8 protein-coding genes are annotated in these 5977 nt (G+C 67.0%); 3 read left to right on the top strand and 5 right to left on the bottom strand.

The genetic code is table 11. From position 1 onward, the window contains the following. Both ABZ459_RS52525 and ABZ459_RS52520 read right to left on the bottom strand, forming a co-directional pair. The coding region (locus ABZ459_RS52525; protein WP_357989034.1) for a hypothetical protein at positions 1-670 on the bottom strand (670 nt) is incomplete at its 3' end. Positions 671-843: 173 nt separating this feature from the next. Beyond that, on the bottom strand, positions 844-1032 hold the full coding sequence (locus ABZ459_RS52520) for a hypothetical protein (RefSeq protein ID WP_357989032.1): 189 nt from the start codon (positions 1030-1032) through the stop codon (positions 844-846). A gap of 592 nt (positions 1033-1624) precedes the next feature. Here ABZ459_RS52520 and ABZ459_RS52515 point away from each other — a divergent pair. Beyond that, positions 1625-2458, top strand: a complete 834-nt coding sequence (locus tag ABZ459_RS52515; protein ID WP_357989030.1) for a helix-turn-helix transcriptional regulator — start codon at positions 1625-1627, stop codon at positions 2456-2458. 370 nt (positions 2459-2828) lie between these two features. Next, the gene (locus tag ABZ459_RS52510) at positions 2829-3350 is read left to right on the top strand and encodes a GNAT family N-acetyltransferase (protein ID WP_357989028.1); all 522 of its coding nucleotides are present in this window, start codon (positions 2829-2831) and stop codon (positions 3348-3350) included. A gap of 10 nt (positions 3351-3360) precedes the next feature. Here ABZ459_RS52510 and ABZ459_RS52505 read toward each other — a convergent pair whose 3' ends face one another. The 3 genes from ABZ459_RS52505 to ABZ459_RS52495 form a co-directional block, all read right to left on the bottom strand. Beyond that, a complete protein-coding gene (locus ABZ459_RS52505) occupies positions 3361-3762 on the bottom strand; it encodes a hypothetical protein (protein WP_357989026.1) in 402 nt (133 codons plus the stop codon). A 300-nt stretch (positions 3763-4062) separates the two neighbouring features. Next, on the bottom strand, positions 4063-4686 hold the full coding sequence (locus ABZ459_RS52500; RefSeq protein ID WP_357989024.1) for a tyrosine-type recombinase/integrase: 624 nt from the start codon (positions 4684-4686) through the stop codon (positions 4063-4065). A gap of 165 nt (positions 4687-4851) precedes the next feature. Then, positions 4852-5091, bottom strand: coding sequence for a hypothetical protein (locus ABZ459_RS52495; RefSeq protein ID WP_357989022.1), 240 nt, complete (start codon positions 5089-5091; stop codon positions 4852-4854). 453 nt (positions 5092-5544) lie between these two features. On the opposite strand from ABZ459_RS52495, the gene ABZ459_RS52490 reads away from it, so the two are divergent. Continuing rightward, positions 5545-5745 (top strand): hypothetical protein, encoded by a 201-nt coding sequence (locus ABZ459_RS52490; RefSeq protein ID WP_357989020.1) that lies wholly within the window; start codon positions 5545-5547, stop codon positions 5743-5745. The last annotated feature ends 232 nt before the right edge of the window (positions 5746-5977 follow it).

The following is a 5977-nucleotide window of genomic DNA, read 5'->3' as shown; positions in this document are numbered from 1 at the left end:
GTACTTCCTGGGGGCTGGCATCGCGTGTGATTCTCCCTTCCGCCAGCACGATCATGCTGGCTTCAGGGTCTCCAAGAAAGTCGGAGCGGTTCAAATACACCTGCGGCGGATCCGGCAGCAGGGCCAGCATTTGAGGGCCGCAGGCGACGCCCTGGTAGGTGTCGAACCCGAAACGGGGATGACCGATGTCGAAATCGTGGATCACGGTGACACCGCAGGTGATGCCAGCCAGTTCCTCGAGCAGGGGCCAGTTCTCGCCCCAGTGGGCGTCCAGGAAGTACAGGGGCCTGTCGAAGCTGACGCTGCGGATCAGGAGCGGCGAGTCCAGACATTCCACGTACGCGTTGCTCAGCCCCGCGAGCCGGCGGTGAGTAAACCCGGCATGCTGGGCGTCGATGTCGCAGGCATAGACGGGAAGAGCGGGATAGCGGCGGGCGAGGTAGTCGGTCGTGTCGCCGAGGAAGCAGCCCGTCTCGATGATCGCGTCGCATTGGAAGAGAGACATCAGGTCGTCAATCAGCAGCGCGGCGGTGATGTCGAACCCGAACGGACCGCCGCCATCGGACAGGCGGACCATGCCGGCGCGGATGGTCGTGTAGAAGGTTAAGAGTGTGGCCTCTGTCTGCGCTCTTTGCCATCCGGTGAGGTTGAGCAAAGGAGAAGACTGCATCCGTGTCTCCAGGTAGGGGGAACATCATGTGGCCCGCCTGCGGCCTGTAGCCCAAAGGAAGACTCTGCGTAAGAAGGCAGCGCCGCTGATGCGGATGAGCTCTTTCCGCCTCAGCGGGACGTCTCTGTCGGGAAGCCACCAGGGGTAGGCGCCGGGGGTGATGAACGGATCCATCAGCCGACCGGCGGCTTGACCGATGCGGGGCGGATGGATGCCTGGAATGTCGGGTCAGCTACATCTTCGATCTTGGAAGCCGAGGTTGAGGGGTGGCGAGAGCGGCCAGCCTGGGTGCCGCGTTGCTGAGCCATGACGCTCCACGGCTGCCCGTCCTGGTCCATGACGGCGAGCACGATGCGGTTCATGACGGCGACTCCTTGCGTCAGGTGATCGCTTACGGTCAGGTCGGCAGAATGGCCGACAGACTCGCGTCCATGCCTTGATTTCAGCGCCACAGAGGTCTGAGCGGGATGTGACAACCTATGACACGGAGACGATCATGCCGGTGATTGCGACCATCACAGGGACACATGACGGCGACCTGCGTCCAGTACAGATGACGGTCAGATGGATCCCGCATCTCACTGCACGCCGAAGATCTCGTGGGGCCTGGGCGCGGACTCGACAGCTGCGGGAGGCATGGATCCGGCCGTGACCGCCCGCGCCCGATGCGGCCTCTGGCTGTAGCATGCCTCGGTCTCTCTTCTTCTACCCTGCGCTGGAGGAAGAGCGACGGGTCACTGTCGCTGATCATCATCACCTCCGGGCGATGAACGGTGCAGGCCAAGAAAGCGATTCACGCCTGGCATGCACCAGTTCGTGCGGTACGGCGGGGACTGCTCCTTACGAGTGGCTACGTATTCATCTGACCGGCTGTCCCGCTGTGCAGGAAGCGGAGAGACTAGGAAACGGGAGGATGTCTCACCGTTTCCGCCCCCTGTGAGGTGCATGTTCGTGATGAGCAAGAGCACAACCTCGCCAAATCGGGTGCGCAAGGAGCGCGATGCCCGCGGGTGGAGCCAGACTGAGCTGGCCCGCGAGCTGATCAAGGCTGCGGCGAACGACGAACAGCGGCCGACCCGACTGCCATCAGTCGAGTCCCTCAAGAAGAACATCTACGGGTGGGAGACGGGCAAACACGAGACCACGGCGTTTTATCGGCGTCTCTGCTCACGTGTCTTCAATATGCCCGAGAGCGAGCTCTTCGGCGGGCCAGGGTACGACGCGCTCCGCCAAAGCCTGGATGATGTGCTCGTGGCAGGATCGTTGAGCGAGGCATCTCTTGGCGACTGGGAGCGCACGGTACTGAAGTACGGGCATGCCGCCCACTACAAGCCTGCCGGCCAGCTTGTCCACGATCTCGGAGCCGACCTGACAGATCTGCGGCAGACGATGATCGAGTATCGGGCCGCATCGTCGCTGCGCCGCCTTACACGAGTGACCGCGCACATGGCGGGGCTCATGTGCCTGACCTACATCGAGCTCGACGACCACCAGGCATTCAGACGATGGGCGAGAACCGCCCGTCGAGCTGCACAGGAAGCCGGGGATCCGTGGACACGCTCGTGGGTGCTGGCGCAGGAAGCGTACGGGCACTTCTACACCGGCGATCTCCTGGAAGCGATCGATGTGGCCCAGGGTGCCCAGCACGTTGCGAGCGCCTGTTCTGGCCGCGGCTCTGGAAGCGCGCGCGCACGCCGCTCTCAGCCCCGCCCGCGCAGAAGTGGCGAAAGCAGCTCTACACAGGGCCGGCAACCTCCTGGAGGAACTGGCCGACAACGAGATCAATGACTCCGCGTTCGGCTACAACGAGGCCCAACTCCACTTCCACTGCGGCAACGCCTACACCCACCTGGGCGACACTCGGGCAGCTTGGCAAGCCCAACAGCAAGCCCTGGCCCTGTACCCCGAAACAGATTTTCTGGACAGGGCGCTGACCCGCCTCGACCGAACGATCTGCCTTGCCCGGGACGGCGACAGCGCTGGCGCGCTGGAGTACGCGGCAGCTACCCTCGTCCCGCTCACCGACGATCAACGGGAGGGACTCATCCGCATGCGCGGCCAGGAAGTCCTGAACGCGATACCCCGTCAGCAGAAGGCGTTGCCCGCTGTCCGTCAACTCCGTGAGCTCCTGGCCCCCAGTGACTAACGGAAGGCGCTCATGACCATCACAGTGGCAGCCGCAACGGCTGACCAGATGTCCCACATTGCCGGGCTGCTGGAGGAGATGGACCGCTTCTACGGCGCTACGGAGGTGGAACCCCTCGACGTTCGGTTCCGTCAGATCCACCAAGCCCTGTGGTCTGACCCGCCCGCGGGCTACGCCCTGCTTGCCTGGGACGGTGAGGAGGCGGTTGGCATCGCCTCCTACTCCTTCCTGTGGCCGGCCGAAGGGCTCACCCGATCCTTGTACTTGAAGGAGCTCTACGTCGCCGAGTCAGCGCAACGCCGCGGAGTGGGCACAGCGCTCATGAACGCGCTGTTCGACTTGGCAGCCAAGCACGAGTGCAGCAGAGTCGAATGGACCACTGACACCGGCAATCGCGGGGCGCAGTACTTCTACGACGAGCTCGGGCAGGAGACGTTGCCGACGAAGCTGTTCTACCGAGCATCCCACCCCGCCCAGCAGGCGAAGCTGGGTACGGCGCGCGGACGGCAAGCAGGCACGGAACGCTCTGGCTGACGCCGACCGATTAGCTCCTGTTCAGCATGTACGCGCGACCAAGGAGTTGGCCAAGGTCGATGCGGCTCAGCAGGGTCGACAGGTCTAGTTCGCCGGCAGAGGTGCGGGGGTAAGTCGCGGGCCAACTGCAATCGTCTAGGCGGATCGGGCCGACGAATTCCTCACCGATCGGCGGGTCCAGATCCGACCGTGCGGGGTGCATCTCCACTCCGGTTGGCAGGATGGCACGGATCGCCGCGGCGTAGATGTCGGCCACCCAGGCCAACGCGCCGGGGGCGTCCGCGATCCACCGGTAGACCGGATCGCCGTCGCGCGCCCGGCGCGCGACGGTGGCGGCGATGGTGTCCTCGCCGTTGAAGCGGTGCGGGTCGCTGGAGACCTGGAACCAAAAGCCGTACGTGGTGCGGGACATCGTGCATTGCCCGGTGACCGGGTCGAGCAGGCTGGAGCACTCACAGCCCTCGACGGTCTGCCTCGCGCACCTGCCCACACGTTCGTCCCCGAACGCGGTCAGGAGGTCGGCCAGGTGGGCGGCGGCGGTGGCCGTTTCCTGCCACGCCTGCCGCTCTGGCCTCGCTGTAGTCCCGGGGAAAGTTCCAACAGATTTGCATGACCTGCGGCGATACACAGTCGTTTGCAGAGACTCGGGGGGCCTACTCGCGAGTATTTAGCGCTAAGCCGTGACAGTACGTACCGACTGGAAACGTGCTGGTCAGTGAGTACGGCGGCGTGGTGCCAGGACGTCGGTGGCAGTGGCGATGGCTTCGGCGCCGGGTTTGACGTAGCGCATGGCGGTGCGCGGGTTCTTGTGCCGGGTCTTGCCCATGATGAGCTGCAGCGGGATCTCGGCGTCCCCCAGGTGGGTGGCGGCGCTGTGGCGCAGCTGGTGCAGGTCGAGGCCGGCGCGCTTGTCCAGCAGGACGTTCGGGCCCTGCGGCGCGCCCAGGTTCGTCCACCGGAAGCCGCCAGCGTTGAGATCCGCGCCGGCCGTGGCTATCTGGTCCAGCCGGTTGGCCCGCACCTGCGTCACGAAGTCCGAGATGGTCGCGGCGAGCTGGGTACCGGTGTGCTGGGCCCGGTCGAGCGGGTTCGTGGCCAGCTTGGACAGGGCGATCCCGGCGCGCGCCGCGATCTTGGCGTTGGTGACCGCGCCGTCCGCCACGTCGTCCAGCGCTATCCACGTCCCACCCGGGGTGCGCCACGACGCCTTCCCGGTGCCGGGGTGGGCCCACAGCTCGAACGCGACCGGCGCGGCCGGTTCGGTGGACGACGTCGGCATGACGAAGCCGACGCCGGGGATCTGGTTGTAGCGGTGCTGGGGGAGCCAGTTCGGCATGACGTTCCCCCGAGATCAGGTGAGGCGGAGCGTGCCCGATACGGGCACGGCCCAGGTGATGCGGATGGTGTGCTCGTCCGGGTACGACGGATCGCCCTCGATCCGCTGCCCGTCCGGCGAGAAGCAGGTGGGGTTCGGCTGCCGGGTCTGCCCGTGCTCGACCTCTCACACGAAGGCGGGGACGGCGAACACGAAGTCGCGTTGGAAGGCGCCGCCCTCCGGCCCGGCTGGGCCCTGCTCGCCGCGCGCGCCGGGCGGGCCCTGGATGCCGGGGACGGCGAGGTTGAGTTCCACCACCTGCTGGTGCTGCTCGATCGTCACCGTGATGCCGCCGCCCTGCTCGACGGTCAGGGACGGGCCTGCGGTCTGCTGGACGACGAGCTCCACGGCCGGCTGCTCGGTCATCGGGTCACCTCGCCGGTGACGCGGACAGCGCCCGCCAGGAGGGGGAGAGGTTCGCCGCCGGCGTCCACGACCTCCAGGTCGTACACGCCGACCCGCCACGTCCATCCGGCGGTGGTGGCGGCGGGGATGTGCAGGTCGATCTTCCCGGCGGGCGGGTCGGTGATGGTGAGGCCGCCGCCGGTGGCCAGGTCGTACAGGTGGGGCGCGTCGTCGCCGTGGTGGGCGCGTATGTGGGCGCGGACGGTGCAACCGGTCAGGTCGAGCGGCGGCCGCCCGTCAGCTTGGGAGCGCAGGGTGAGGACGCGCTTGAAGGGTGCGCCCTACTCGATCAGCAGGTCGTAGGATGCCGCGGCCATGCCGGGCATGGTGGCGGCCGGTGGGGCCTTGTGTCCCGTCCCAAGACGGTCCCGGGGAAACCGTGCCGGCGGGGCGCGCGGCGGCTACGTTTGGAGGGTGGCGCGAGACATGACGCACGGCGGGCGCCGTACGGGCCGCCCGCCCGGGAAGCGGAAGCAGTACGCGCGGGAGCGCGGGCAGGTGCCGTCCAGCATCCCGCCCGACCAGCGGCGCAAGTTGTGCAAGGCGTGCCGCGTGGAGAAGCTCGCGGGGGAGCTGCGGCTCGGCTACTGCGCGGACTGCTGGTCGCAGGGGTAGGCCCAGGTGCGCGGCCGCGCACCGTGCGGGGGCATCGGGGGCGACCGGTGGAGGCGTGTCTGCGGGAGCTCGCGCGGGGAGGGCGTGCTCGTGCTGAGCTTGGACGTAGCCATGGGGCAGTGGCAGTTGGAGGGCTTCGACGACTAATGGGACCTGCCGGGTCGGCCTCGCTGGCAGACTCGGTGCCTGGTAGCCGCTGGTGAGTGAGCACTCTCGTCGACCGGACTTCGAG

It is taken from the genome of Nonomuraea sp. NPDC005692 (assembly GCF_040631115.1).
Taxonomy (GTDB): Bacteria; Actinomycetota; Actinomycetes; order Streptosporangiales; family Streptosporangiaceae; genus Nonomuraea.
This window is presented reverse-complemented; position numbering and strand designations above follow the sequence as displayed.